Origin of the sequence: Pseudanabaena sp. FACHB-1998, from assembly GCF_014696355.1 — a bacterium.
GTDB lineage: Bacteria > Cyanobacteriota > Cyanobacteriia > Pseudanabaenales > Pseudanabaenaceae > Pseudanabaena.
On sequence record NZ_JACJQA010000045.1, the window covers coordinates 172,841 to 197,611 of the forward strand.

Sequence of the window (24,771 nt, forward strand, 5' to 3'; positions counted from 1 at the left end):
GATGGAATGCCTAGGAAATCCTTGATTAGCAAATAAGGCTTATCAAATACGACTTTATCGAGATGTGATCGCCTTGCAAGAAGGTACTTACGATAGCCTGATAGTGATACATCACCACCAAAAAGGAGCGCGTTACGCGCTCCTTTTTGAAGAGAAGTGATTAAGGTGCTAAAGCATTGCCTCTCAGCAAACTACCAATCGTTTTGAAGGTAATCTTTAACTGAGTTAAAGGATTGGCGGGAACCACAGTTTTATAAAGATAGCTGTCAAAGGTGAGCTTCTGCACATCCTTATCAGCACACATTTCTACAAAAGCTTCACGGGTCGCATTGGTGGCATAAAACACATTCTGAAGAATGTCTAAGACTTTATAAGTCAAACCATACTGCTTGTCCCAACGCTTGATATAGACCTTGAGATCGGCTTCCGTAGGAATGCGCTTGCCAGCTTCCGCAAACTCGACGATCGCTTCAGCACACATCCGACCAGACTTCGCCGCAAAGTAAATGCCTTCACCGCTCGACTTAGTGACATAGCCAGCCGCATCGCCAACGAGGGCAATTCGACCAACCACACGGCGAGGACGGGGATGCTCAGGAATAGGATGAGCTTCGACTTTAATCACTTCGCCACCCTCGATGCGAGGCAAAGCACGGGTGCGAATCCCCGCTTGCAATTGCTTGATCAGGCGTTGGTTTTTGTGCATTGTGCCAGTACCAACGGCAACGTGATCATATTTAGGAAAGACCCATGCATAGAAATCGGGTGATACATCATCGCCCACATACATTTCTGCAAGATCTTTGTAATATTCCATCTTTTCTGGCGAAATACGGATACGCTCTTGGAAAGCGATCGCATAGTTATATTCACCCGCATCCATCGCTTTTGCGACAACGGAGTTAGCGCCATCAGCACCAACGATTAAATCAATCTCAAGAGTACGCATTACGCCTTCTGTACCACCTTCCGAAAAATCAGAATAGGTGATTACATAGGGCTGTTTACCATTGTTGTTGATTTTGATGTCTAGCACGCGAGCGTTAATCAGCTTTGCGCCGAGGTCAGCCGCACGATTGCGTAAGAAAGCATCTAAAACTTCGCGGCGACACATACCGATATATTCATCGGGATTGTCTAACTTAATGTCTACTTCCACATTGCTGGGAGAGATCATTTTCATATTGCGGACGCGGCGATCAATAATCTCAGGAGGCAACTCAAATTCGGAAACCATACATAAAGGAATTGCTCCGCCGCAGGGTTTAGCGTTGTCCAGCTTCCGTTCAAATATATAGGTCTCAATACCTGCTTTGGCAAGTGTTTCAGCCGCACAAGAACCCGCAGGCCCGCCGCCTACAACAGCAACTCGTAATGTCAAAATGCGCTCCTAAAGCTCTATTTACTCAAGTTTTAACTATTTTGGATGTTAACATTGCCATCATCGCGATCGGGGCAAAATTGACGAATATTAACATTTGTATTGTTTTGTATATCATCAGTGAGCTTTTTATAATTAGGTAGCCACAATTTCCCAGTAATACCCACTAAAAAAAGTGTGGCAACACTTTTGTGATTTAAAAACCAAACCCAGTAAGGTTTTTTATAGCTGTGGTCACTTGCATTAAGACAAATCAAAAACCAAAGAAGCGAGTTGCGGCGCTTCGCGCCGCAACTCGCTTCTTTGGTTTTGCGTAAGAACTCGCTTCTGGGCTACGGCTATAAAACTGAAAGAGGAGGGCAAATCTTGGGCTTTCTGCCTTTTTTCGGCTTTACTTTATTGATTATCCATAACTTTCAACTTATGTATCCTAGACTACAATTGGCTCGGACACATTTTACTTATATATTAGTCATATTAAAGTGCCGAGACAGACTAGCTTACGTATTCTAAGTATTCTTAAAAAAGCATTTGTATTGGGGGGATTTAACTTATTTTCAATTCCATTCCCTATAGGTGGGAGTTCGATTGTGCGACTGGTTATCAGTTAAATTAGCTACTTAATTTTATGCAAGGCACTCTCAAAAATCCATACAATCTACTCCAGAGTATTGCTCAAAAGAACATAACAGGACGTTTATCAATATCCATTCCCCAAGATGATTTCCTCACTTGGGATTTATATATTGGTGGCTCCCGTCTTTACTTTGCCACAGCAATCGGTTGTGGATGTGAGCGATTTGATTTACTTTGGCAACAATTAAACTTAGATATTCCTTTGCCTAAGTTTAGTAATGACAAATCTGAATATGAGAGTCTTTATGATTGGCAATTAGAACACCAGATTTCTTTAACTAGATTTCGCCAAATCCTGTTGATATTATCCAGAGAAGCACTAATTCAAGCCATATCCCATAATGAAGCCAGCGTCAAATTTGAGGCAAATGCTTGTATTAAACCAGTATTAATTGCTGCGCCCATACATGATCTTATTAAGCCAATTGCTAAGCATGTACGCCTATGGCAACAACTCCATAACCAAATCCCGTCGCCATTCTCTCTGATTTATCTTGATCGCAGTAAGGTCAAGGATTTTAGTAACTTTTGGGAAAATGCGGAAACTTCGGACAGTAAAGGGACAGAGAATCCCATATCATTACAAACTTTCAGTGTGTCAATTTGGTTAGAGATATTGGAGAAGAAGCTCAGTATTTATGAGGTTTGCCGTCAACTAAAAGTAGAGACTCATATTTTATCTTTGTTATTATATCCATTAATAGAAAGCCAAATTCTAGAATTATTTCCATCATCTAGCAAAGCGATCGCCTCTCAATCACCTCAAGGTCCTTTGATTGCTTGCATTGATGATAGTAATACGGTTCAGAATCAGGTCAAAATGGTTTTAGAAATGTCTGGATTTCAAGTATTAGGAATTACCGAGCCTAGTAGTTGCTTGACTTCCTTAGTAAGGAGAAAGCCTGCATTAATTTTAATGGATATTACTATGCCTGAAATTAACGGCTATGAGCTTTGTGCCATGCTTCGACAGTCGAGGCATTTACGCAACGTTCCTATTGTGATGTTTACGGGTAGAGATGGCATTATCGATCGCATGAGAGCGCAACTTGTCGGTGCTAATGACTATCTTACTAAACCTGTAACCACCCACAAACTCATTGAAAAGGTTCATCGGATGCTTCAAAAACATTCAAATCATCTTAATCAAGAAGATTTAGTGGTATAGATGGCGATTATGTTTGCTATTTTCACCCAGATTTAATTAACAACCCTCACAATCTCTACCTAAAGGCTCTATGAAAACAGTACTCGTTGTGGAAGATGGACATGCAGAACAGCAACTTATTTCCAGTTTATTATCGCGCTCTGGATTTACGGTGATTTTACAAGCAAATGCTGAGGATGCTTGGCAATGGCTATCAAATAATATAACTCCTAATTTGATCGTCTTAGATGTAATTATGCCCGGACAAAGTGGGCTAGAGCTATGCCGTACTATCCGAAACCAAGATAAGTTTAAGCAAGTTCCCATTATTTTCTGTACTTCTAAAGATCAGGACTACGATAAGTTTTGGGCGATGCGACAGGGGGGAAATGCTTATTTGACAAAGCCTTTCGCCCCCAAGCAGTTATTAGATACCGTTTATCAGCATGTTAATTAAATACATGATCAGAGCGAATTAGGATCGGGTAACTTCTCTCTTAAGTTAAAAACTATGATTCAAGAGTATTGCCGACTGCGGGTATCTCCATTATTAAGAATTGCGATACCTATTACTTCCGTTGATGAAGTGATTCAGCTACAGCCGCAAGATATTAGTCCCATACCAGGTGTTAATCCCTGCTTGGTGGGTCTTACTAACCAAAGAGGCAGATTGCTATGGGTGCTTCATTTAGAGAAATTTTTAGGGATGAAGCCAATGCCCTTAGGTAAACCAATTATGGCGATCGCTATTCGCTCGCAGATACCCACTGAGGGAATTCGTTGTCTCGCTTGCGTCGTAATGGCTGTTGAGGAAATTATGACGATTGATTCTCAAAAGCTAATTCCTGTACCCGAAATCGCTCCTCCAAGTGCAAAAGTATTGCTATCAGGAATTGCGAAGTTAGATAAAAATACCTATGGTGTTTTGAATGTGAAAGAACTATTTCGACTCTTAAATCCTGACATGGATGATAGTAATGAGATCCCTGAATTAGCGGGTATTTCAACAGCCTAGTTATAAATGAAACCTATATAGAATGGGGCAGTCACTATTGTAAATGCCTCTTTAAACAGGAAATAAGTCACAAATCTCTTTTATTTAGATTAAACCCGATGAACTCAAATAGTGATACCGTAACCACCTCTCCTCAGATGCCTAACGGCTATGTAGCTAATGGCAATGACAGCAATGGACAGAACGATCCAATGGCGCGCATTCTCTCTGCCTACGATCTAGAGAGTCAAGGGGATGTCAAGGCTGCCAGAGAAATTTATCAGCAAATTATTGCTGAGGATAAAGATGGAACCTATGGCGCGATCGCGGCTAAGGCGATCGAAGCAATGGATGAGGCGCAAAATGACTCAACCCTGCTGGTATCCAAACAAGAACCAGCCATTGTCGCTGCACCTCGTCCCACGGAAATACGGAAAGAGGTACAGAAACCCACCAAATCTACCAAATCCTCTAAGTCTGCTAAAGCGAACATCCAAACAAAATCCTCACCCCTCAGTTGGTTCTATGATTTACCCGTTGGGCGTAAGCAATTTACGGCTTTGTTAGTTTCCGAGTTCTTGTCGCTTTCTCTAGTGGGTTTTGGGGCGTTTTTAATTGGTAAATCCCTACAGGATCAATTATTCAAACAGGCGCAGTCTGAGGTGTCGGTTATGGATATTAACTACAACATCAAGATTAATCAGATGGGTTTTGGCTTCCGAGGTCAGTCGGATAACGTGGCGGTAATTAGTGCGGCGAGTACCTATGCAAGTAAGCAGCCGATTCCACCGCCCTTGAAAGAGCAAGTCAAGAAGATTTTAGAGAATGAAATTAAGGCGCGGAAAATTGAATATGCGACTCTAGTGGGAGTCGATGCCAAGGTGATTGTGAGCGCCAATAGCGATCGCACAGGACAGGATTTTAATCCTAATAATTTGGTGAGTGATATTGTCGCTGAACCAAATCAAATTAAGGCTACGGCGATCGTCAGTGCCGATGATCTCCAAAAAGAAGCGCCCCCACTGCCCGAAGGTTTTACCCCCACCGATTCTCTCATTCGCTATACAGCTACGGCGGTAAAAGATCCTACCTCTCAGAAAGTGATTGGCGTGCTGATTTCAGGAGATATCGTCAATAAAAAAGCCCCCATTGTGGAAAACACCATCAAGGCTCTCGCCACCACCGCTCTGGCTACGGGCAAGAAAGGGCTAGGCGGCTACAGCGCAGTGTACTATCGCCAGCCATCGGGAGAATTTACGATCGCGACTTCCGTGGAGCAGCCCAATTTTGAGACAACTACTGCCAATATTCCCATCTCAGGAACGGCTGCCGATGATTTACTAAATCGCGCCACGACAGCCGAAAATGGACAAACCGTAACAGGTCGCGTTTTGGTCGGGAATACTTACTACACAATGGCGGCGAGAGCCGTTCCCAATCGCATTATCGAAACGGAAAAGGGTGGTGTACCTAAGTATAGTAATGCTCCTGTTGGAATTCTTGTCCGAGGCACACCTGAGACGGAAATGAATGATCTATTGAGAACTACATGGATTATTCTGGGGATTTCTTCAATGTTTGTCATCTTCTTAGATATTCTCTTGGCAAGATTTTTGGACAAGATCATTACCAAGCCTGTGCAAGCACTCACTCCGATCGCGAAGCGATTTACTTCAGGTGATCGAAAGGCAAGGGCTGAATTATTTGCCAATGATGAAATTGGTGAATTGACTCAGTCTTTTAATAGTATGGCAGATAGTATCGAGTTATCAGAGCAGTCTCTCGCTCAACAATCTCTACTCAAAGAGCAAGAAGCCGAACTTCAACGAAAAGAAAAAGAATTACTTCAAAGAGAAGTTATCAACCTCCTCTTAGAAATTGAAGGAGCTCAACAAGGTGACTTAACAGCCGAAGCGAAGGTAACGGATGGGGTAGTTGGTTCGATCGCTGATGCATTTAATGCTACCATTCGGAAGTTACGGAAACTGGTAGAGGAAGTTAAATCTACGGCTATTCATGCTGAATCTCTAGCCAAGGAAAGCGAAAACTCCGTCCAGAAATTTTCGAGTACCTCCCTCTCTCAATCCGACGGCATTGCTCAAGCCCTTGAAGCCGTAGAACAGAATACCCAATCGATCGCACAGGTGGCAAAGTCAGCACAGGATGCTGCCGAAGTAGCCCGCCGAGCCGCGATCGCCGCAAGGGCAGGTGATGAAAAAATGAATCGCACCGTTGGCAGTATTAAAGCCATTCGTTCCACCGTGGCGGCAACATCCAAAAAGATGAAACAGCTGGCGGAGTCATCACAGGAAGTTTCGCAAATTGTTGCCATTATTTCTAACATTTCCGAAAAAACGAACCTCCTCGCCTTCAATGCTTCGATTGAAGCTGCCAGAGCAGGAGAAAATGGTCAGGGCTTCCGTGTAGTTGCCGATGAGGTAAGGCGTTTAGCTGATCGTGTAACCGACGCTACTAGAGAAATTCAGTTACTAGTTACGACCATTCAGCAGGAAACCACGGAAGTACTCAAAGCGATGGAAGTGGGGACTGCGGAAGTTGTAGCAGGGACAAAATCGGTAGAAGAAACGAAGGAAACTCTCAAAGATTTAGCCGACCTCAGCCAAACTATCGATAACTACTTGCAGACAATTTCGAGTAGTACGATCTCTCAAACCCAAGTATCGCAAAAGGTAAATAGCATTATGGAAAATGCCAATGCGATCGCCCAAGCAACAGCTACCGATACACAAACCGTTGTTTCTTCATTGCAAGTCCTTGTCGGTGTAGTTGATGAGCTACAGACCTCAGTACGTCAGTTCCGTCTTGAAAAAGAATAAAAATAAGGCAAGCAGCACTAAGTGCTGCTTGCCTTTTAACTCCTGTCATATTTGGGAATTAGATCGATGAAAACCTTAAATCCAGAAGTTCTTAAGGAAATAGCTATTGAAACTCGGCAATGCTTTCTAAATGAAGATGCGCCTAGTTATTTGGCAAATCTCCAAAAAGGTCTAGCCCAAATCCAAGCGGGAAACCCTGACTATGTTTTCTTGATGCACGCGGCGCATTCTCTCAAGGGTGGTTCGGCGATCGCCGAACTAAGTAGCCTCAGTAAACTCGCCCATAAATTAGAGGACATTTTAGAGATTCTCCAACATAACGAACTTTGCGATCGCAGGATGATTACTGACGTTTTCAGTCATGGTGTTGATGAAGTTGCGTCAGTGCTATCTCAGGCAAGTGGTTTGCCTCATAATATCTTGGCTGATATTGATATTGATGCCAAGTTTTTAGATGGCTTAGATACTTTGCTAGAGAGCTTTAAAGGAAAAGACTTAATCAATCCATTAACTAATAATTCAGATTTTAATTCCATAAATCAATTCGCTCAAAATGGAGTCCCCGCTCTAGCTTTAGATAGCAATGCTCCCCAAAAAACAACAATTAGTCCGCTTATTCGATCTGCCTTAGAAAAAGATTTAGAAACCTGTATTCAACAAGTAGAATCTCAATTACTAGCAAATAATTCAGTTTTATCAATATCTAAAATCAAAGAGGAACTGCAATATTTTTGTGATGAATGTTTGCTATTAGGCGATACTCTTAATCTTACTTGGTTAATTGACACCGTAGAACCCTTTGAAACTTCTATTCAGCAATCTCTAGCTATTGATGCGCTTTTGGCTGAAACTCAAGAGATTATCAAAAGCTTGCGATCGCAAAGTTCGCAATATCTCAATCCCGAATTAAATTCAAAATTAAATCTAGAATTAAATCTGGATTTCGAGTTTAGTGATAGTTCTAAGGATTTCCTACCTATTGCTTCTACAGCAAATACCGATAATCAGCCAATAGACACAAAGCCCATTTCTGAAGAGGATAATAATCCCATTCAAATTTTGCCCCCTCCAACGGCAAAGGCGATCGCGGCTTCTACTTCAGAAGTGATTTCCTACTTGCGGATTCCTTCCGCTCAAATGGAGAGCATGACTAACACTGTTGCAGAGATGATTTTGCGCCACGAACGCTTGGTACAGCAACAGCAGCAATTAGGGCGCACCAATAAAAATCTTCAATCCCTAGTTTTGCAGATGATCCCGCTCCAAGAGCAAGTACAAACAATCTATGATGCCTTAGCGATTAATGAAACTGCTAAGCAACCTTTAGGGGGTTTGGAAGATCATGATGATTTTGATGAATTGGAACTTGATCAATATTCTTCCTCCCATACTACTCTCCAAAATTTGCAAGAAGTATTACTGAGAGTGCGTGAAAGTCGCTCAGATATTGATCTTAGCTATCGGGACTTAGGCGAAGAAATCGAATATTTGCGCCAAGATCTTGATCGACTCTATGCTCAATTAACCCAATCGCGTCTTGTTCCTTTTAAGACCCTTGCTAGCCGCTTTGTGCCACAGCTTAAGCGACTCTGTCATCGCTACCATAAGCAGGTAGAATTAGTAATTCAAGGAGAAGAGGTTCCCATTGATCAGGTAATTTTAGAGCAGTTACAAACACCTCTAAATCATCTATTAGTCAATGCCTTCGATCATGGCGTAGAAAGTCCTGAAACCAGATTATCCCTAGGTAAATCCGCTAAGGCTACCCTCACTCTAAGCGCCATAGTTGCTGGTAACCAAGTAATCATTTCGCTCAAAGATGATGGCGATGGAATTGATTTAGAAAAAGTCTATGGACGCGCTGTAGAGCGAAATATTTGCCCTCCCGATACTTCCATTGAGTCAATTTCCCGTCAAGAAATTCTCAATTTTATTTTTCAGCCGCATTTTTCTACTAAAGATGTGGTCAGTGATATCTCTGGGCGCGGTATGGGATTGGATATTGTGCGATCGCAAATCAATCGTTTACGCGGCAATATTCAAGTTGATACGACGCAGGGGCAAGGTACAACCTTCACGATTCGCTTACCGCTTGGGTTAAGCCTAGTTACGCTATTAATCTGTGCGATCGGAGAAAACCTAATCGCAATTCCTGCTAACGATGTGCTAGATATCTTTCCCTATGCGGAAGCCCAAATACAGAAAGAAAATAACTCAACAAAAATCCTCTGGCGAAAACAAATGATTTCGCTTTTACACTTGAAACAGGCTCTAAATTATGCCAGACAAACCAAAGAACAGACTAATCCTAAAGTTTGCTTAGTACTCAACCGTACTGATATAGCGATCGCTGTGGCGATCGACATGATCATTGAAGAAAGGCAGTTAATTTTAAAACCCTTTGATCGCAGCGTCGAAATTCCTAGCTATCTGACTGGCTGTACGATTTTGGGTACTGGTCAAGTTGTGCCTGTGTTAACTCCAGATAACTTACATCTACTCTTGCCTGAAAATATTATAAAAAAGAAAAAAGAGACTAAATCAACTAATCAATCCACTAATCAATTAGACAATAACCCTGTAAAACCAACCCTTACTCCTAAATTAACCAAAAGCATATTGATTGCTGAAGATTCGATCGCTACTCGTAATATGTTAGAGCGACTATTAAAACAATTAGACTTTGATGTTATTGCCTGCCGTGATGGACAAGAGGCGATCGAAGCTCTTAATCGAAATCAAAGCAATATCTCGATGGTAATTTCCGATATAGAAATGCCTCGGGCAAATGGATTCGATTTGCTGCAATCTATTCGGGCAAGCGATCGCTGGTCTACTCTTCCTGTGGTGATGCTGACTTCGCGCACAGGCGATCGGCATCGTCAAAAAGCCATAAGTCTTGGCGCAAATGGATATCTCAGTAAACCAATTGTGGTTGGAGAGTTAATTAATTGCTTAAATAGCTTGGCATAATTAACAGACAAAGCCAAAAAACTTATGGCGCACACGCAGCGTGCGCCATAAGTTTTTTGGTATAAGGCGCTCCGCAAGGTTGTGAAATTAAAAAATAGTCATTCTATTTGTTTTATCGGTATGAGAGGCGATCGCCAAAGCCCTTACTTAACGCTTCTTAACAAGCGCACCTTATTTCTAGATATAACTACCCATAAACTGAATACTAGTCGTAAAATAGGCAGTCATATAGGTATATAAACTGCAATTTATCCGCAAAATTTTCTAGTTGCATACTAGTTGCATAAAATAGCATAAGAGAAAACAGCACGAACTATGGTAGCTACTCCTTCTAAACCCGATGTAAGCCAGTCAAACCAACAAAAGGTTAACGGGACTGGTCGACGCGAAACAATCCTCACCCCACGCTTCTACACCACCGATTTTGAAGCGATGGCAAACATGGACATCTTCGACCTTAAGCCAGATTATGAAGCTATCCTCGAAGAGTTTAAATTTGACTATAACCGTCGTCACTTTGTCCGCACGGCTGATTTCAATCAATCATGGGATCACATCGATCCTCAGGTGAGAGAGCATTTCCGTGTTTTCCTTGAAGGATCTTGCACTTCTGAATTTTCAGGATTTTTGCTGTACAAAGAAATTGCTGTCAAAATCAAAGATAAGAATCCTTTGATGGCTGAAATTTTTAGCCTGATGAGTCGTGATGAAGCTCGGCACGCTGGCTTTTTGAATAAAGCCATGCCAGACTTTGATCTGCAACTTGACCTTTCGACATTATCGAAAACGAAGAAATACGTTTACTTCGCACCGAAGTTTATTTTCTACGCCACCTATCTATCGGAAAAGATTGGCTACTGGCGCTATATCAAAATTCACCAGCATTTCCTTGCCCATCCTGAATATCGCATTTATCCAATCTTCAATTTCTTTGAAAATTGGTGCCAAGATGAGAGCCGTCACGGTGATTTCTGTAGTCTTCTGCTCCGTAGCGAAACGAACAATATCAAGGGGATTAGAGCAAATCTTTGGAGCAAGTTTTTCTTGCTATCCGTATTTGCAACGATGTATCTAAACGATATTTGTGTTCGTAACGAGTTTTATGAATCCATTGGTATGGATACTAGAAAGTATGTCGATGAAGTTCTTCGCGAAACCAATCGTGATGCAGCTAAGGCTTTCCCCGTAATTATGGATTTAGAGAATCCTAAGTTCTGGAGTTGCCTCAAGAAATGCGAAGAAAACAATGCCAAGTTGGTACAAATTGATGAGTCGAATTCTCCTGAATGGTTGAAGAAGATTCAAAAACTACCTTACCTTGCTAACAATGGTTTGCAGTTCTTGACTATGTATCTTCAACCTTCTATCCCCACACCTAAGGGTGTAGTTCTCTAGAACTTAAAAAAGGAGCGCTCAGCGCTCCTTTTTTAAGTTTTGGTTGTTAATAATATTTGTTTTTTCTAATGCCTTATGCCCATAACTAGTGACATCGCCCCAACCACCAATATAGCTTTTCAAGTCTGTGCGGTCGCTATTTGGCTAGGACTTGTATTTCTGACTTCAGAAATCTTGCATCGTTTTAAGCAAGATCCTGAGCTAGTTCGTAAGGTTGTCCATATTGGTACGGGAAACGTGTTGCTAATTGCATGGTGGTTACAGATTCCTACATGGCTATGTATTGCTGCTGGTGTGATTTTTAGCGCGATCGCCTTGGCATCTCACCTCATCAATATTTTACCGATGCTCAATGATGTGGGGCGTAAAACCTATGGAGTATTCTATTACGCTTTAAGTATCACCATTTTGGTTACTCTGTTATGGGAAAATCACCCACAATATGCGGTGATTGGGGTAATGGTGATGTCTTGGGGCGATGGGATGGCGGCTTTAATCGGCAAGCGTTTTGGTAAGCATACCTTTGTAAATCGGGGAAATAAGCGCAGTTACGAGGGTTCCTTGGCAATGTTTACAACTAGCTTGGTTGTTATTCTGGGGATTTTTGGGATTAATAAGGGAATTAGTCCCAGTGATTTTGGTGTAGCTGTGCCTGTTGCGGCGATCGCTGCTTTACTTGAGGCTTATTCTCCTGGGGGGACAGATAATCTTTCCGTTCCCTTATCTAGTGCTTTCTTGAGTTTAGCTTTGCAATCCCTCTAACTAAATCAGGGGCGCATTGCGCCCCTGATTGGCATTACCAGCGTAACAAGTTAAATTGCTCCATATCCACGGTATCGCGACTGCGATAGATGGATAGGACGATCGCTAGACCAACGGCTGCTTCCGCCGCAGCGATCGAAATAACGAAAATTGTAAATACTTGACCACGAATACTGGCGGAATCTAAGAAATTAGAAAAAGCCATCAAATTTAAGTTAACGGCATTGAGCATTAATTCCACAGACATTAATACGCGCACGGCGTTACGGCTCGTAATTAATCCATAAATGCCAATGCAAAATAGAGCCGCGGCAATAATCAAAAAAGGTTCTAAAGTCATATTTATTTACTATTAATTGCAATTGATGAATCATTAAGGCTCTAAGCATCAATGATTTATTTAGAAGCAACAAGCTGCTCTTTGGGCTTTTCTAACAACTCTAAAGACTCTTCCGAATCTGCCTGTCCAACTTTAATGGCATCAGGTACAAACTCACGTCGAGCGAGGACGATCGCGCCAATCAGTGCTACTAACAATAAGACCGAAGCTAATTCAAAGGGCAGCAAGTAATCACTGAAGAAATGCTGACCAATAACCACCATGGTGGATGGTAGTTTGGCAATGCTAGAAGTGACTGCCCACTTTGTGGAAGTAACAGTTACGCCTAACAAGGCAAAAAGTCCTAAACAAACAACACCTGTCACAACGCTGCGTAAAGCTCCATACTTAACGTCTTGGTAATCTTGGCGCTTATTGACCAACATGATCGCAAACAAGATCAAGATATTGACCGCCCCAACATAGATCAAAACCTGTGCTGCTGCTACAAAATCAGCATTTAGGAGCAAATATAACCCTGCCATGCTAATAAAAGTTGCACCGAGCAGAAATGCAGCATAGACAATATTTTGTAACAGGACTACGCCCATTGCCGAAGCGATCAACATTGCTGTTAGGACAACTAGGGAAACGGTTTGTGAACCATCACCTAAACCGATATTGTTCATTAAAATCTCCTTGTAATAGTCTGGATGACAAAGAATAAAAAATTGCTTAGCAATTTTTTATTCTTCATACTTATTTAGTTTCAGCAATTTCTTCAGGACGCAGCCCTGCACGTTTAGCTGTATGTGGTACTTCATGACCTTCGATTACACCCTTCGGCAAATAGCCAAGCTCACGAATTGGCGTGACAAAAGGATCTTCAGTAACCTTGGTAGGCATCCGTCCGAGGGCGACGCTATCAAAGTTCAATTCATGGCGATCGAAAGTTGACATGTCATATTCTTCGGTCATTGATAACGCATTAGTGGGGCAGTATTCCACACAGTTACCGCAAAAAATACATACTCCAAAGTCAATACTGTAACTTTTGAGTTCCTTTTTCTTGATCTCTGTGTTAAATTTCCAATCCACTACAGGCAAGTTAATCGGACATACGCGCACACAGACTTCGCAGGAAATACACTTATCAAACTCAAAGTGAATCCGTCCGCGAAAACGCTCAGAAGGAATCAATTTTTCGTAAGGATACTGCACCGTAATCGGACGACGACGCATATGATCAAAGGTTACCGACATCCCTTGTCCGATATATTTCGCCGCTTGTACTGCTTCTTTGGTGTATTCACCAACTTTATTCAGAAATTTCAGCATTTTGATATTTTAGGGTTAAGTTTCTGCTTTCAATTCAAAAATCTTGTTCCTCTCTTACTTTTAGAGAGGTGCTAGGTATGAGAGCTTATCCACCAAATGCGAAGGGAAAAGCTAGTTTCAATGCTGCGGTAATTAGTAAATTTGCTAAGCCGATGGGCAAGAGAAATTTCCAACCTAGATCGAGCAGTTGGTCGATGCGAACCCGAGGAACAGTCCACCGCAATAGGATCGCAAAGAAGATAAAGGCATAGGTTTTAACAAGGGTGGAAGTTAAACCAATGAAAGCGGCGATAACTTGCCACCATGCAGTGTTTGCTTCGATCCCTAAGGCGGCGCTAATTTTGTCAATGGGAAAAGGTAGTTCCCAACCGCCGAGGTAAAGAATGGAAGCAAGTAAGCCCGCTAGCAACAGGTTGGCATAGGAACCACCATAGAAGAAGGCAAATCTGATCCCTGAGTATTCGGTTTGATAACCAGCGACAAGTTCTTCTTCGGCTTCTGGCAAGTCAAAGGGTAATCGCTCACATTCAGCCAGAGCCGCAATGATGAAGATGACAAACCCAATTGGTTGCCGCCAAATATTCCACGACAGAATCCCGTATTCGGCTTGCTGATTAACGATATCAATAGTGCTAAGTCCATTGGTCATCAGCGCTACAGCAAGCACTGCTAAAGCTAGAGGAATTTCGTAGCTGATTGACTGTGCGGCAGCCCGTAAACCACCAAGGAGCGAGTATTTGTTATTGGAAGAGTAACCTGCCATCAGTAAGCCAATGGGGGCAACGCTAGAGATCGCAATGATGAAGAATACGCCTGTGCCAATGTCAGAAATAATTAAGTTCTGACCAAAGGGGATAACTAGATAACATAAAAAGACGGAGATGAAAACTAAAGCAGGTCCAATCGTATAGAGCAGAGGATCGGCTTTAGCGGGAATTGTGCCTTGCTTGATTAACAGTTTGCCAACGTCCGCGAGGGGAATTAGCAAACCAAATGGCCCTGCATATTCAGGTCCAATCCGTTGTTGAGCCGCAGCAGAAATTTTCCGCTCTAACCATGTGCAGACCAGTGCGCCCACGGTTACACCTAAAACCATTACTGCCATGGGCAATAACATCCAAATCACTTTGGCGACATCGGCGGGTAAGCCCAGCCCTGTCAGGATTTCAATTAAAGATTTTTGTAAATCAATTCCACCGTACATTAGCGATCGACCTCACCCATAATAATGTCCACACTTCCTAAAATTGCCATGATGTCAGCAAGCTTCATGCCGCGTACTAGATCTGGCAAGATCTGTAAATTAATAAATCCAGGTGGACGAACCTTAAAACGCCAAGGGAAGACGCTATCTTCACCAATAATATAGACACCCAGTTCACCCTTTGGTGCTTCGACACGGACATAATGTTCGCCAGCAGCAACTTTGAAGGTGGGTGAAGGCTTTTTGCTAATGAACTGATAATCCATTGAGTTCCATTCGCTCTTGGGTCCAGCAAGCACTCTTTGCGCTTCAAGGTTTTCGTAAGATCCCCCAGGGATTTGCTTGAGACATTGGAGGATCATTTTGGTGGATTCACGCATTTCGCGCACACGCACCAAGTAACGGGCTAAGCAGTCACCGCCGTTGTCCCACTGCACGTCCCAGTCAAGTTCGTCGTAGAGTTCGTAGTGATCGACTTTACGGAAATCGAGCTTTACGCCTGAACCGCGCAACATTGGTCCTGTTAAGCCCCAATTAATTGCTTCATCACGGGTAATTGTGCCAAGCCCCTCAATCCGCTTACGGAAGATCGGGTTATTAGTAATTAACTTTTCGTATTCATCGATGACGGGAGTGAAGTAGGTACAAAAGTCTTCACATTTCTCGATCCAGCCGTAGGGTAGGTCGGCGGCTACTCCTCCAATACGGAAATAGTTGTGCATCATCCGCATCCCTGTGGCAGCCTCGAACAGGTCGTAGATCATTTCTCGTTCGCGGAAAACGTAGAAAAATGGGGTTTGTGCGCCGATGTCTGCGACGAATGTGCCGAGCCACAGTAGGTGAGAGGCGATACGGCTAAGTTCTAGCATGATCATGCGAATGTAGCTGGCGCGTCTCGGCACGGGTACATTCGCTAATTTTTCGGGTGCATTAACGGTGATTGCCTCTGTGAACATGGTCGCGAGGTAATCCCACCTTGTTACATAGGGCAAGTATTGAATAATCGTACGATTTTCGGCGATTTTTTCCATACCTCGATGCAAGTAACCTAAAACAGGCTCGCAATCGACTACGTTTTCGCCGTCTAGCGTGACAATAAGTCTGAGAACGCCGTGCATGGATGGGTGGTGAGGTCCCATATTTATGACCATGCGTTCGGCTTTGGTTTCAATCATCACCATGATTTGCGATCGCCTCTTTACTCTGTAAACTGTTGCTCTGGCTAGTAGTGCTAGTTTTGGTTTGCGAGAGGGCGTTATGCAAAGCACAACACACTCTCGATCTTCGGTTGTTATTTTAAGTCACTGTTAGAGCGATTGCTCTAGCAAATGATTCTATTGGTTATGTTAATTAAGTAGATACACTTTGATGGTTATCAGTATATCGCCATGTTGGGGCGGGAATATGTGTTAAAAAGTGGCTAATTGCTGATTTTGGGTTTAGGTTATCTTATTAATATCATAGAAATAAGTCTATCTTTTGACAAAAAATCATTGATTGAAAATTATGATACATGACGATACTACGGTGAGAGCAAAGTCCTAAAAACTAAAGGTGAGTATCATGCAATTCCTCGTACCAGTCATCGAAAAACAGGCTAAAACTTGGAAATTTATCGAACTTTGGGTTGATCCCATACCTTTCCCCCCGAAAATTTTGATGCTTGTGGTTGATCATGATGGCAAATGCACAGTTTTTAATCCTGCCTCTGATTACAAACTGGTTGTCTCTCCCTTGAATTACCAAGAAGCCCAAGAGTGGTTTCTTGAAGATGAATATGAACGGGTCAAAGGTAAGCTTTTGGCTGAAGAAATTATGTGAGAATAAGATCTACTGTCTGTTGATATTTTATAAAGCGTATTTCCTTAAGATAGATCAAAAGAGCAAAGTTGCTTTGCGGAGTAAAGATGATGACCGCCTATACAATCAATCTCGATCCGATTGTGAAACTGACCAGAGAGCAGTTTTACGAGCTATGCGCGGCAAACCCCGAACTTAAACTAGAGCGCAATGTAAATGGAGAACTCGTAATTATGTCCCCCACTGGTGGCGAAACTAGCGCTTGGAATTCCGATCTAAATACTGATTTAAATATCTGGAATCGTCAGGATCAACTTGGTAAGGTTTTTGATTCTTCTGGCGGCTTTTCCCTGCCTAGAGGTAGCGATCGCTCTCCTGATGCGGCATGGATACCCATTGAAAAATGGAATGCCCTCACTCCTGAACAACGCAAGAAATTTTTACCACTATGCCCTGACTTTGCGATCGAACTTTTGTCACCAACGGATTCATGGATTAAGGGTTTAGCAAAGATGCAGGAATATCAAGATAATGGTTGTCGCTTGGGTTGGCTAATTGATCCTGAAAGTAAACGTGTGGCAATTTATCGGTTAGGTCAGCCTTTAGAGATTCTCGAAGCGCCTATAAGCCTGTCTGGGGAAGATGTTTTATTAGGATTTGTCCTGAATTTAGAAAATATCTGGTCATCTTTATAAAGCTATAGGCAATGATTATAAATTTCTCATGCCATTATCACCTAAACTTTATTGGTATAGTGGTCTCTCACTTGAATTACCAAGCAGACCAAGAATGGTTTCTTGAAGATGAATAGGAACGGGGCAAGGGTAAACTTTTGGCTGAAGAAGTTATGTGAGTTTGCGCGATCGCACTTTCGGAATTATTATTTCAGGTTTTCTTGAGAAATAATTGTCGAAATAAATAACTTGAACCTTTTGGCTAGAAGCTAATGTCTAAACCAGCGTCAATCGTTAAACATTCGATTCAAGGCGATCGCCAGAGGTGACATTATGAAAAGCTTCATTCTCCCAATCCTTGCAGCTACTTCAGTTCTTAGCACCCTCAGCTTAGTCAATCCCAGTTCAGCATCCGCAGGTACGATCTATAATCGCCAAGTCAATCAACAAGAGCGCGTTTATAAAGGGGTGCAACAAGGCACAATTAGCCAGCAAGAATATAAAAACTTGCAAGCAAGAGAGACAAAAATTGCTGCTCAACGTCGGGTTTATCTTAAGGATGGAGATTTGACTAAAAAAGAAGCAGTTCATTTGACTACTGCCCAAAATCGGACTTCGAGAGCAATTTATCGCGATCGCCATGACTAATCAAAAAAGCAGCATAAAGTACTGCTTTTTTGATGAGATCGCCATGCGGGGTGAAATCCGAATAGAGACAGAGGTTAGCGGTGAGTACATATCAGTACAATAGACTGAGAGTAAACCGTAAAGATTAAATTATGATCCCAACCGTAATCGAACAGTCTGGTCGTGGCGAAAGAGCCTTTGATATTTTTTCGCGCCTGCTGCGGGAGCGGATCGTATTTTTGGGGCAACAGGTTGACGACAGCATTGCCAACATCATTGTGGCTCAGTTGCTTTTCCTCGAAGCCGACGATCCCGAAAAAGATATTTTCTTGTATATCAATTCCCCTGGGGGATCTGTGACCGCAGGTATGGCAATTTACGATACGATGCAGCACATTCGTCCTGATGTCTCCACCATTTGTGTGGGGCTAGCGGCAAGTATGGGGGCTTTTCTGCTCACGGGCGGCGCAAAGGGCAAGAGACTATCTTTACCCCATACCCGTATTATGATTCACCAACCTCTCGGCGGCGCACAGGGTCAAGCAACAGATATCGAAATCCAAGCTAAGGAAATCCTGTATCACAAGAATCGTCTGAATGAGTTGATGGCTTTCCATACGGGGCAGCCCATCGATCGCATTGCTGAGGATACCGATCGCGATTTCTTTATGGCTCCTGATGAGGCAAAAAGTTACGGCTTGATCGATGAAGTTGTTAATCAACGCCCGAAGTTTGAAGTTGCAGCATAGTTTTTTTACAAGAAGGCTCACGATGTGAGCCTTCTTGTTTATTACTATTGACTTTCATGGCAACTTGATTAGAAATATATAGGTCATTAATTTTTAAGTAGTTAGGCGAAATTAAATATAAAAAACCAAAACCTGTGGCGTACGCTGCGCGTGCGCCACAGGTTTTGGTTCTGATTTTTTAATTATGCCCAGCTACTGATCAGAGTTCATCAAAATACTGTCTGGTGTGTGGAGTTTAGGTTATGAAATTGTTTGGTACGGATGGCATTCGTGGTCATGTCGGTAGTTTTTTGACTGCCCCCTTAGCCCTAGAAGTAGGAATTAGTGCGGGTAAGATTTTAAAAGAGCGTGTGGAATTGGAGCGCGATCGCCAAAATACATCAATAAATGCATCAGTAAATGCAGCCAATGTAATTGCGATCGGGCAAGATTCTCGGACATCGGGCGATATGCTATCGGCAGCAATTTCCGCAGGTTTAACGGCGGCAGGATGGGATGTTTGGCATATTGGGCTATGTCCTACGCCTGCGGTTGCCTATCTCACGGCAAACTCACCAGAAATCTTTGGCGGCGTGATGATTTCCGCAAGCCATAACCCACCTGAAGACAATGGCATTAAGTTCTTTGGGGACAATGGCTCAAAACTTTGTGGAGAAACTCAACAGGCGATCGAAGCTTTGCTGGAATCAAGACTTCATGCCGATCTCATTAATTCCTCTACGGATTGGGGCAAGTATCACGAAAAGTCCCATTTAATTTCTGACTATCAAGATTCTCTCCAAAACTCGATCGCCACAAATTTACAAGGCATCAAAGTTGTCCTCGATCTGGCGCATGGTTCGGCAACTCGCGTTTCCCTAGAAGTATTTCGTAACCTAGGCGCAGAAGTAATTTGCCTTCACCAAGAACCCGATGGCGATCTCATTAATGTTAATTGCGGCTCCACCCATCTCGAACCTCTACGCGCCGCCGTTAAAGAACATAAGGCTGATATGGGCTTTGCCTTTGATGGCGATGCCGATCGCGTTTTAGCTGTGGATAGCAATGGTCGCGTCGTTGATGGCGATTACATCCTGTACCTCTGGGGTCAAGAATTGCTGGAAAATAATCAACTTCCCAACAGTGCGATCGTCACGACGGTGATGGCAAATCTTGGCTTTGAAAGAGCATGGCAAAAACTGGGCGGTAATTTTGTGCGAACTGCGGTGGGTGATCAGTATGTCCATGCGGAAATGGTGCGATCGGGCGCAATGCTCGGCGGCGAACAGTCGGGGCATGTGCTATGCCGTCACTATGCTGTGAGTGGCGATGGGTTACTTGCGGCTTTACACCTTGCCGCTTTAGCCAAGCAAAAAGCACCTCTCGCTGAACTGATGGATCAGAGTTTCCATCCCTATCCCCAATTGCTCAAAAATGTGCGCGTCGAAGATCGGGAATTGCGCCGTAATTGGCAAACCTGTGATGCACTCGTTCAGGCGATCGCATTAGCCGAACAAGATTTAGGCGATCGCGGCAGAGTCTTAGTCCGTGCTTCGGGTACTGAGCCGCTAATGCGGGTCATGGTGGAAGCCGAGAGCCTTGATCTTGCTACCCATTGGACAGATAGTTTGACAGGATTAATCGAAAGACAATTGGTTAAATAAAAAAAGCGGCGCAAAGCGCCGCTTTTTTTATCGCTACAATCATTACAGATATGTTCCGCGTGAGGTGTGCTGATGTTAGTTCAAACCAAACGATTTACGATCGCTGAATATCAACGTCTTGCCGATTTAGGGATTTTGCAAGATAGTGCTGAAAAAGAGCGCACTGAATTAATTCGAGGAGAAATTACACAGATGGCGGCTAAGGGAACAAGACATACCGTTTGTTGTAGTAATTTGATGCGAGAACTATACAAACTGGTGAATGATCTTGCGATTATCCGATGCCAAGATCCGATCTTTTTGCTACCTGATAGTTCACCTGAACCAGATTTTGTAATTGTGCGCGATCGCGAAGATAACTACCTCACAGGACATCCCACCCCTGACTATATTTTGCTGGTTATTGAAATTGCCGATTCTTCTATCGATTATGATCGCGATATCAAAGGGGTGCTTTATGCTGAGGCAGGAATAGCTAATTATTGGTTATTTAACTTAGTGGACAATCGGTTAGAGATATATAGCGAACCTTATCGGGATATGCAAGGCAAAGGAAATTATGCTCAACGCCGATATGTCCTTGCCCATGAGTCAATCGCCTTCACGATTTTCCCAAATCTAGATTTACAGTTAGAAATCAGTAAAGTTTTGCCAAAGATTTGACAATAGTTAGGTAGTGCTAAATAGCTAAGGATGGGCGGCGCTCCGCGCCGTCCATCCTTAGCAAAATAAATTTAGGACTACTAGTTAAATCTAGCTATGGTTCCAATTTTTAGAATGGATGATTGCAATGAGTCATGAATATGTCCCTAGCCGTGACAACTTGCTTGCGGAAATCATCGATAGTTTTGATGATATCGTTTGGTCGCTCGCTCTACCCGATCTTACGCCCCTTTATTTCAATGCTGCTGCTGCTAAAATTTATCAATGCGATCGCGAAGAATTGCTTGCTAATCCACACTTTTGGCTAGAGGCGATCGCCTTGGATGATCAGCCTAAAATGCAAGAGGCGATCGCCCAAGCCCAAATAGCAGGCTCATCACGTCTAAACTATCAGTTTCAACAGCCCAACGGCACAAAATGCTGGTTTTCGGTACGTTGGAAAATATTTAAAGATAACTCAGGCTTGCCCGTCCACCTTGATGCGATCGCGACCGAAATTAGCGATCGGTATCAAGTTGCTTCTAAACAGCAACAGACAGTAGAAATTATTTTGCAAGGGGAAAGTCGTTACTATGACGTTATTCAAAGACAAACTGACCTAATTCTGCGTTCACTGGCTGACACGACGATCATCTTTGCTAATGAAGCTCTTTGTAACATGTTGGGATCTCCCTTAGAGCAAGTTTTAGGACAGAAATGGATTGATTTTGCCGAACCCGATGATTTACAAAGTGTATTGCAAAATATCGCTTTACTAAGCCCGATAAAGTCCAGTTTTATTGCTGTCAATCGTGACCGTCGCACTGATGGTCAAATCGGCTGGACACAATGGATTAATCAAGGCATTTTTAATGAGTGTGGGAAACTGGTTGAGATTCAGTCAGTGGGGCGAGATATCACAGAACTCAAACAATCAGAGCTATCCCTGCAACAACTCAATCTGGAACTAGAGAAACGGATCAAACAAAGTAGTGATGATTTGCGCCAAAGTGAAGCCCGAAATCTGGCGATTCTTCATACCCTACCTGATCTGCTGCTTTTGCTTAAGCCCGATGGCACTTGCTTACAGTGCATCATGCCTTCATCTCAAACCAAATCCAAATATTTACCAATTCAGCATCATATCTCGGAAGTATTAGATCCAGAGGATCTTCAAGCTCAGCTAAAAATATATGCAACTGCGATCGCCACAGGAGAAGTCCAAATCTATGAACATCAGTTAACTAAGTTTGGCAAAACTGTTTATGAAGAGGTGCGAATCGCTCCCTATTGCGAAGATGAACTACTGGTAATCGTGCGGGACATTACCGATCGCAAAAAAACCGAGCAGCAGCTTCAAAATGTCACCGATCGCCTCACCCTTGCCTTGAAATCTGCTTCCATCGGCATTTGGGAATGGAATATTGCGAACAACTTTCTGATTTGGGATGAGCGTACCTATGAACTCTATGGCGTAAATCCCGTTCATGAGCCTGATGCCTATTTAGCATGGGCAAGCCGTGTCCATCCAAGCGATCGCCAGTTCGCGGAAAACGAAGTGCAGCTAGCTTTAAGTGGCACTAAAGATTACGAACCCGAATTCCGAATCTTGTTACCCGATGGTAGTATTCGCTACATCAAAGCCTATGCCCTAGTTCAGCGCAATGATGAGGGCTTACCCCAGCGTATGCTCGGAATTAACTTTGATATTACTAACAGCAAGTTAGCCGAAGCCCAGTTAATGAAGACTGATACCCATCTCAAAACGGCTCAGCGTATCGGTAAGTTAGGAAGTTGGGAATTTGAAATCAGTACAGGGATTCTCACTTGGTCAGATGAAGTATTTCGGATTTATGGACTCGAACCTAGTGCCGAACCACCTGGTTATGAAGAACTCCAACAATATATTCATCCAGATGACTGGGAGTATTTTCATCACACGGTACAAACCGCGATCAATTCCCAAAAAGCCTACGATCTTGAACATCGCATCATTCAATCCAATGGCAAATTGATCTATGTATTAGCCAAGGGAGAAATGATCTATAACGGTTCAGGACAATTAACCCATATCGTCGGCACTGCTATAGATATTACGGATCGCAAAATTGCGGAGCAGAAACTCCAGAACCTCACCGATCGCTTGACTTTAGCCTTAAAATCGGCAGCGATCGGTATTTGGGAATGGGATGTTCCTAACGATATTCTGATCTGGGATGAACGGATGTATGAACTTTATGAAGTTGATTCCCACCCATCTCCTATTACCTATTTAACTTGGGCAAATCGTCTGCATCCGAGCGATCGGGCAACTACCGAAGCCTCAGTTCAACTAGCCTTTCAAGGAGCAAAAGATTTCGATATTGAATTTCGGATTTTGCTACCTGACGACACCATCCGCTATATCAAAGCCTATGCCCTGATTCAGAAAAACAAAGAAGGCAACCCAGATCGGATGATTGGCATTAACTTTGATATCACTGCTCGCAAATTAGCCGAAGCAGAATTAAAGCGTAGTCATGATTTGCGTGAAGCTATTTTTAATGAGTCTACGGATGCCCTATTTTTAGTTGATCCCTATACATTACTAACTACTGACTGCAATCTTCCCGCCGTCCATCTGTTTGAAGCTTCCGACAAGTCTGAACTAATTGGAATCGAAGGGCGTATCCTCCAAGAGCGTCAGTTTTCTCTAGCGGAACTGGAGCAAATTAATTTAGAAATGGCAACCAAAGGATTTTGGAGTCAAGAAGTTACCTATATCAGCCTCAAGGGTCACTGCTTTTGGGGTAATCTCGCAGTTAGACAAATTATAGTGGCGGGTCAGACTACTAATCTGGTCAGGGTTACAGACATTAGCGCTCAAAAGCGATCGGAAGCTAAAATCTTGCAAACATCAAGACAACTAGAAAATACTAATCGAGAATTAGAATCCTTTTGCTACTCTGTTTCCCATGATCTCCGAGCGCCATTGCGCCATATCAATGGATTTGTGAATGCGTTGCAACAGCAGTTAAAAAGACAAGAGTTGTTAAGTGATCCTAAAATTATGCACTACTTACAGGTGATCGATAGCAGTAGCCAAAAGATGGGAAGTTTAATCGATGGGTTGCTGATCCTATCTCGCTTTGGTCGAAAACCTCTAGATTTTCATCAGATTTCTGTCCGCGAACTGGTCGATGAGGCGATCGAGATTATCTGCACTGATCCCGCTCACAATCCTGCCCTTGAATTCGCGATCGGAGAATTGCCCAATCTAGTTGGCGATGCCACTCTTTTACACCAAGTGTTCCGCAATCTTATTGATAATGCGGTAAAGTTTAGCCGCAATCAGCCCAAGCCTGTGATTGAAATTGATAGTCTACCCGATGGCACAATTAGAATTAAGGATAATGGTGCAGGATTTCAAATGGAATATGCTGATAAACTCTTTGGCGCTTTTCAGCGTCTACACAATGAAAAAGAATTTGAAGGCACGGGGATTGGTTTAGCGATCGTGCAACGAATTATCCAGCGTCATGGTGGCTCTATTTGGGCAGAAAGCTCTCCCAATCAAGGTGCAACCTTTTTTGTCAAGCTTTAATTGAGGACTTATAGCTGTGGTCATTTGCATTAGGACAAATCAAAACCCAAGAAGCGAGTTGCGGCGC

Annotated in this window: 20 protein-coding genes; 14 read left to right on the forward strand and 6 right to left on the reverse strand. The window is 42.9% G+C overall.

The window, feature by feature from the left end:
• Positions 1–160: 160 nt before the first annotated feature.
• Positions 161–1,384, reverse strand: coding sequence for a geranylgeranyl reductase (gene chlP / locus H6F42_RS18505; protein ID WP_347272331.1), 1,224 nt, complete (start codon positions 1,382–1,384; stop codon positions 161–163).
• A gap of 625 nt (positions 1,385–2,009) precedes the next feature.
• On the opposite strand from chlP, the gene H6F42_RS18510 reads away from it, so the two are divergent.
• From H6F42_RS18510 to H6F42_RS18540, 7 genes are all read left to right on the forward strand, one after another.
• On the forward strand, positions 2,010–3,185 hold the full coding sequence (locus H6F42_RS18510) for a response regulator (RefSeq protein WP_190400845.1): 1,176 nt from the start codon (positions 2,010–2,012) through the stop codon (positions 3,183–3,185).
• 70 nt (positions 3,186–3,255) lie between these two features.
• Positions 3,256–3,621: a response regulator gene (locus H6F42_RS18515; protein ID WP_190400846.1), complete on the forward strand. Its 366-nt coding sequence runs from the start codon at positions 3,256–3,258 to the stop codon at positions 3,619–3,621.
• A 54-nt stretch (positions 3,622–3,675) separates the two neighbouring features.
• The gene (locus H6F42_RS18520) at positions 3,676–4,179 is read left to right on the forward strand and encodes a chemotaxis protein CheW (RefSeq protein WP_190400847.1); all 504 of its coding nucleotides are present in this window, start codon (positions 3,676–3,678) and stop codon (positions 4,177–4,179) included.
• A gap of 98 nt (positions 4,180–4,277) precedes the next feature.
• Positions 4,278–6,995, forward strand: a complete 2,718-nt coding sequence (locus tag H6F42_RS18525) for a methyl-accepting chemotaxis protein (RefSeq protein WP_190400848.1) — start codon at positions 4,278–4,280, stop codon at positions 6,993–6,995.
• 66 nt (positions 6,996–7,061) lie between these two features.
• Entirely contained in the window at positions 7,062–9,968 is a 2,907-nt protein-coding gene (locus tag H6F42_RS18530; RefSeq protein WP_190400849.1) for a hybrid sensor histidine kinase/response regulator, read from the forward strand.
• Positions 9,969–10,283: 315 nt separating this feature from the next.
• Positions 10,284–11,363 carry a magnesium-protoporphyrin IX monomethyl ester (oxidative) cyclase gene (gene acsF / locus H6F42_RS18535; protein ID WP_190400850.1) on the forward strand — a complete coding sequence of 360 codons (1,080 nt, stop codon included), beginning with the start codon at positions 10,284–10,286 and terminating at the stop codon, positions 11,361–11,363.
• Between the two features lie 75 nt (positions 11,364–11,438).
• On the forward strand, positions 11,439–12,125 hold the full coding sequence (locus H6F42_RS18540; protein WP_190400851.1) for a diacylglycerol/polyprenol kinase family protein: 687 nt from the start codon (positions 11,439–11,441) through the stop codon (positions 12,123–12,125).
• 34 nt (positions 12,126–12,159) lie between these two features.
• Here H6F42_RS18540 and nuoK read toward each other — a convergent pair whose 3' ends face one another.
• From nuoK to H6F42_RS18565, 5 genes are all read right to left on the reverse strand, one after another.
• Positions 12,160–12,465: an NADH-quinone oxidoreductase subunit NuoK gene (gene nuoK, locus H6F42_RS18545; protein ID WP_126389084.1), complete on the reverse strand. Its 306-nt coding sequence runs from the start codon at positions 12,463–12,465 to the stop codon at positions 12,160–12,162.
• A 56-nt stretch (positions 12,466–12,521) separates the two neighbouring features.
• On the reverse strand, positions 12,522–13,133 hold the full coding sequence (locus H6F42_RS18550) for an NADH-quinone oxidoreductase subunit J (RefSeq protein WP_190400852.1): 612 nt from the start codon (positions 13,131–13,133) through the stop codon (positions 12,522–12,524).
• A 70-nt stretch (positions 13,134–13,203) separates the two neighbouring features.
• Positions 13,204–13,779 carry an NAD(P)H-quinone oxidoreductase subunit I gene (ndhI, locus tag H6F42_RS18555; protein WP_190400887.1) on the reverse strand — a complete coding sequence of 192 codons (576 nt, stop codon included), beginning with the start codon at positions 13,777–13,779 and terminating at the stop codon, positions 13,204–13,206.
• Positions 13,780–13,867: 88 nt separating this feature from the next.
• Positions 13,868–14,986, reverse strand: coding sequence for an NADH-quinone oxidoreductase subunit NuoH (gene nuoH, locus H6F42_RS18560; RefSeq protein ID WP_190400853.1), 1,119 nt, complete (start codon positions 14,984–14,986; stop codon positions 13,868–13,870).
• Positions 14,986–16,167 carry an NAD(P)H-quinone oxidoreductase subunit H gene (locus H6F42_RS18565; RefSeq protein WP_190400888.1) on the reverse strand — a complete coding sequence of 394 codons (1,182 nt, stop codon included), beginning with the start codon at positions 16,165–16,167 and terminating at the stop codon, positions 14,986–14,988. Before H6F42_RS18565 ends, nuoH begins: the two co-directional genes overlap by 1 nt.
• A gap of 382 nt (positions 16,168–16,549) precedes the next feature.
• Here H6F42_RS18565 and H6F42_RS18570 point away from each other — a divergent pair, with 382 nt between their 5' ends.
• The 7 genes from H6F42_RS18570 (at position 16,550) to H6F42_RS18600 (ending at position 24,704) form a co-directional block, all read left to right on the forward strand.
• The gene (locus H6F42_RS18570; RefSeq protein ID WP_190400854.1) at positions 16,550–16,807 is read left to right on the forward strand and encodes a hypothetical protein; all 258 of its coding nucleotides are present in this window, start codon (positions 16,550–16,552) and stop codon (positions 16,805–16,807) included.
• 89 nt (positions 16,808–16,896) lie between these two features.
• The gene (locus H6F42_RS18575) at positions 16,897–17,481 is read left to right on the forward strand and encodes a Uma2 family endonuclease (protein ID WP_190400889.1); all 585 of its coding nucleotides are present in this window, start codon (positions 16,897–16,899) and stop codon (positions 17,479–17,481) included.
• Positions 17,482–17,793: 312 nt separating this feature from the next.
• Positions 17,794–18,108 (forward strand): hypothetical protein, encoded by a 315-nt coding sequence (locus H6F42_RS18580; protein WP_190400855.1) that lies wholly within the window; start codon positions 17,794–17,796, stop codon positions 18,106–18,108.
• Between the two features lie 131 nt (positions 18,109–18,239).
• The gene (clpP, locus tag H6F42_RS18585; RefSeq protein ID WP_190400856.1) at positions 18,240–18,836 is read left to right on the forward strand and encodes an ATP-dependent Clp endopeptidase proteolytic subunit ClpP; all 597 of its coding nucleotides are present in this window, start codon (positions 18,240–18,242) and stop codon (positions 18,834–18,836) included.
• A 242-nt stretch (positions 18,837–19,078) separates the two neighbouring features.
• Entirely contained in the window at positions 19,079–20,479 is a 1,401-nt protein-coding gene (gene glmM / locus H6F42_RS18590; RefSeq protein ID WP_190400857.1) for a phosphoglucosamine mutase, read from the forward strand.
• 72 nt (positions 20,480–20,551) lie between these two features.
• Complete coding sequence (locus tag H6F42_RS18595) at positions 20,552–21,142, forward strand: Uma2 family endonuclease (RefSeq protein WP_190400858.1); 591 nt, start codon at positions 20,552–20,554, stop codon at positions 21,140–21,142.
• A 127-nt stretch (positions 21,143–21,269) separates the two neighbouring features.
• Positions 21,270–24,704 (forward strand): PAS domain-containing sensor histidine kinase, encoded by a 3,435-nt coding sequence (locus H6F42_RS18600; RefSeq protein ID WP_190400859.1) that lies wholly within the window; start codon positions 21,270–21,272, stop codon positions 24,702–24,704.
• Positions 24,705–24,771: the final 67 nt, after the last annotated feature.

What these genes read in the sequence shown, in the direction of transcription:
- acsF (WP_190400850.1), top strand. Translation starts at nt 10,284, where the DNA reads ATGGTAGCTACTCCTTCTAAACCCGATGTAAGCCAGTCAAACCAACAA.
- H6F42_RS18575 (WP_190400889.1), top strand. Translation starts at nt 16,897, where the DNA reads ATGACCGCCTATACAATCAATCTCGATCCGATTGTGAAACTGACCAGA.
- clpP (WP_190400856.1), top strand. Translation starts at nt 18,240, where the DNA reads ATGATCCCAACCGTAATCGAACAGTCTGGTCGTGGCGAAAGAGCCTTT.
- H6F42_RS18550 (WP_190400852.1), bottom strand. Translation starts at nt 13,133, where the DNA reads ATGAACAATATCGGTTTAGGTGATGGTTCACAAACCGTTTCCCTAGTT.
- H6F42_RS18570 (WP_190400854.1), top strand. Translation starts at nt 16,550, where the DNA reads ATGCAATTCCTCGTACCAGTCATCGAAAAACAGGCTAAAACTTGGAAA.
- H6F42_RS18530 (WP_190400849.1), top strand. Translation starts at nt 7,062, where the DNA reads ATGAAAACCTTAAATCCAGAAGTTCTTAAGGAAATAGCTATTGAAACT.
- nuoK (WP_126389084.1), bottom strand. Translation starts at nt 12,465, where the DNA reads ATGACTTTAGAACCTTTTTTGATTATTGCCGCGGCTCTATTTTGCATT.
- H6F42_RS18540 (WP_190400851.1), top strand. Translation starts at nt 11,439, where the DNA reads ATGCCCATAACTAGTGACATCGCCCCAACCACCAATATAGCTTTTCAA.
- H6F42_RS18580 (WP_190400855.1), top strand. Translation starts at nt 17,794, where the DNA reads ATGAAAAGCTTCATTCTCCCAATCCTTGCAGCTACTTCAGTTCTTAGC.
- glmM (WP_190400857.1), top strand. Translation starts at nt 19,079, where the DNA reads ATGAAATTGTTTGGTACGGATGGCATTCGTGGTCATGTCGGTAGTTTT.
- H6F42_RS18565 (WP_190400888.1), bottom strand. Translation starts at nt 16,167, where the DNA reads ATGGTGATGATTGAAACCAAAGCCGAACGCATGGTCATAAATATGGGA.
- H6F42_RS18520 (WP_190400847.1), top strand. Translation starts at nt 3,676, where the DNA reads ATGATTCAAGAGTATTGCCGACTGCGGGTATCTCCATTATTAAGAATT.
- H6F42_RS18510 (WP_190400845.1), top strand. Translation starts at nt 2,010, where the DNA reads ATGCAAGGCACTCTCAAAAATCCATACAATCTACTCCAGAGTATTGCT.
- nuoH (WP_190400853.1), bottom strand. Translation starts at nt 14,986, where the DNA reads ATGTACGGTGGAATTGATTTACAAAAATCTTTAATTGAAATCCTGACA.
- H6F42_RS18515 (WP_190400846.1), top strand. Translation starts at nt 3,256, where the DNA reads ATGAAAACAGTACTCGTTGTGGAAGATGGACATGCAGAACAGCAACTT.
- H6F42_RS18600 (WP_190400859.1), top strand. Translation starts at nt 21,270, where the DNA reads ATGAGTCATGAATATGTCCCTAGCCGTGACAACTTGCTTGCGGAAATC.
- H6F42_RS18595 (WP_190400858.1), top strand. Translation starts at nt 20,552, where the DNA reads ATGTTAGTTCAAACCAAACGATTTACGATCGCTGAATATCAACGTCTT.
- H6F42_RS18525 (WP_190400848.1), top strand. Translation starts at nt 4,278, where the DNA reads ATGAACTCAAATAGTGATACCGTAACCACCTCTCCTCAGATGCCTAAC.